At 49.2% G+C, this 2,664-nt stretch carries 3 protein-coding genes; all 3 read right to left on the minus strand.

From position 1 onward, the window contains the following. A partial coding sequence (locus tag AC6I5A_RS12665; RefSeq protein ID WP_497900742.1) for a F0F1 ATP synthase subunit beta occupies nt 1–767 on the minus strand: 767 nt, incomplete at its 3' end. A gap of 37 nt (nt 768–804) precedes the next feature. Then, nucleotides 805–1,650, minus strand: a complete 846-nt coding sequence (atpG, locus tag AC6I5A_RS12670) for an ATP synthase F1 subunit gamma (RefSeq protein ID WP_034616609.1) — start codon at nt 1,648–1,650, stop codon at nt 805–807. 24 nt (nt 1,651–1,674) lie between these two features. After that, on the minus strand, nt 1,675–2,664 hold a 990-nt coding region (atpA, locus tag AC6I5A_RS12675), incomplete at its 5' end, for a F0F1 ATP synthase subunit alpha (RefSeq protein ID WP_034616617.1).

A 2,664-nucleotide genomic window follows, 5' to 3' on the forward strand; every position in this document is an offset into this window, starting at 1 on the left:
GATCCTGCCTGGGTGAAGCGGAAAATGTTATCAATGAAGAGCAGCACGTCTTGACCTTGTTCATCCCGGAAGTATTCGGCCATAGTCAAGCCGGTTAAACCTACACGCAAACGGGCACCCGGAGGTTCGTTCATTTGACCGAACACCATAGCCGTTTTACTGATAACACCGGACTCTTTCATTTCGTTCCAAAGGTCGTTTCCTTCACGCGTACGTTCACCAACACCGGAAAAGACCGAAATTCCACCGTGTTGTTTGGCAATATTATTGATCAGTTCCATAATCAGGACTGTCTTACCAACTCCGGCACCGCCGAACAGGCCGATTTTCCCCCCCTTAGCGTAAGGAGCCAGTAAGTCAATAACCTTAATCCCCGTTTCTAAAATACGTGCGGAAGGTTCTTGATCGGCAAAAGCCGGAGCGGGCCGATGAATCGGATAATGCGTGTCCGTTACTACATCTCCCATATTGTCAATCGGTAAACCCAACACGCTGACCATTCGCCCTAGCGTTGCCGGCCCTACAGGTACCGTAATCGGCGCTCCTGTGTCGACCGCATCCACGCCTCGCTGCAATCCATCCGTTGAGGACATGGCAACTGTACGTACCGTGTCATTTCCGAGATGTTGAGCTACCTCTACTGTAATATTAATGTTCTTCTCAGGAACCTTAATCTGAATGGCACTATATATTGCCGGCAGTTCGTCAGGCGCAAACTTAACGTCGACAACCGCTCCCATAACTTGCAAAACCTTGCCAATATTCACAGGCGCGAAACCTCCTTTATTGAATATTTCCTGCAGCTTATTCTAAGGCAGCTGCTCCTGAGACGATTTCGGATATTTCTGTCGTGATCGCCGCTTGTCGAGCTCTGTTCATCGCCAGTGTATACTTGGCAATCATTTCCTTAGCATTATCCGAAGCCGAACTCATGGCCGTCATCCGAGCCCCTTGCTCACTTGCTTTTCCTTCAAGTATCGTCCAAAAGATCTCCGTTTCAATATACTTCGGCAACAGAGTACTAAGGATTTCTTCAGGAGACGGCTCAACCATATATGATTTACCCGGTTGTCCTTCAGGTTGTTCGATCGGAAGTAATTTGATTTGGGTCGGCCTCTGTGTAAGCGCAGTTACAAATTCAGTATATAAAAGATACACCTCGTCTGCTTCACCCTGTTCATAAAGGCGAACCACTTCCTGAGCAATCTCTTTGGCTTGATTATAAGTTGGATTGTCTCCGAGTCCAATAAACTCAGCTAAAAACTCCATTTTACCGCGCCGAAAAAAATCTCGACCTTTGCGGCCTACAGCCACCATCTTAACTTCTTGCTGTGTTTCGGCAATCAGTCCGCTGGTCTTCCGAATGAGGTTGGCATTGTATCCCCCACAGAGACCACGATCTGAAGTTACCAACACATAAACCACCTTTTCTACAGGCCGCTTTTTCAAGAGGGGATGTGTAACCGACCCTTGAGACTGCGCCAAGCGTTCAAGGACCGCTTGCAATTGGCGGGCATATGGACGGGAAGCGACAAGTCTTGTCTGGGCTCTTCTGAGTTTGGACGCGGAAACCATTTTCATCGCCTTCGTAATCTGCTCCATATTGCTTACGCTGCGGATCCGACGACGAATATCTTGTGCTCCTGCCACCTCGTTCACCTACTCCTTTTCAATCTAGGCCAAGAATCCCTTCTTGAAATCATTAATCGCTTTTCCAAGCTCGGCGATCATATCATCGGAGAGCGCCTTCTTTGTGCGAATCTGTTCCATCAGGGCAGCCTTCTCAGAGCGCATGAAACGCAGAAACTCTACTTCAAATTTCCCGATCTTGTCCACATCAATTTCGTCAATAAATCCTCTGACTGCCGCGAAAATAACTACGACTTCTTCTTCAACAGCTGCAGGCGCATACTGACCCTGCTTGAGAATTTCCAGTGTCCGCTGACCACGCGCCAGTCGATTCTGGGTGACTTTATCCAAGTCAGAGCCAAACTGGGCAAAGGCCGCCAATTCTCGATACTGGGCCAGATCCAAACGCAGTTGGCCGGCAACTTGCTTCATCGCTTTGATTTGGGCGTTACCTCCTACCCGAGAAACGGAGATACCAACGTTAATTGCAGGCCGGAAACCAGAGTTGAAGAGGTCGGCTTCCAGAAAGATCTGACCGTCCGTGATGGAAATCACGTTCGTTGGAATGTAGGCTGACATATCGCCGGCTTGAGTCTCGATAATCGGCAGCGCCGTCAGTGACCCGCCGCCAAGTTCATCAGACAGCTTCGAGGCGCGCTCCAATAAACGGGAGTGGAGATAGAAAACGTCTCCGGGATATGCTTCACGTCCGGGCGGACGTCTTAACAGCAGAGAAAGTTCACGGTAAGCTACCGCCTGTTTGGAAAGATCATCGTAAACAACCAGAACATCCTTCCCGGCGTACATAAAGTGTTCGCCCATTGTACACCCGGCATAAGGTACAATATAAACCATCGGTGCCGGTTCGGAAGCAGTTGCCGCCACAACAATTGTATATTCCATGGCGCCGTGTTCCTCCAACGTCTTCACCACGTTGGCCACCGTAGACGCTTTTTGTCCGACAGCGACATAAATACAAATCATGTCCTGCCCTTTTTGATTGATAATCGTATCGATGGCCACTGCGGTCTTCCC

The sequence above is a fragment of the Desulfosporosinus sp. Tol-M2 genome (genome assembly GCF_059735615.1).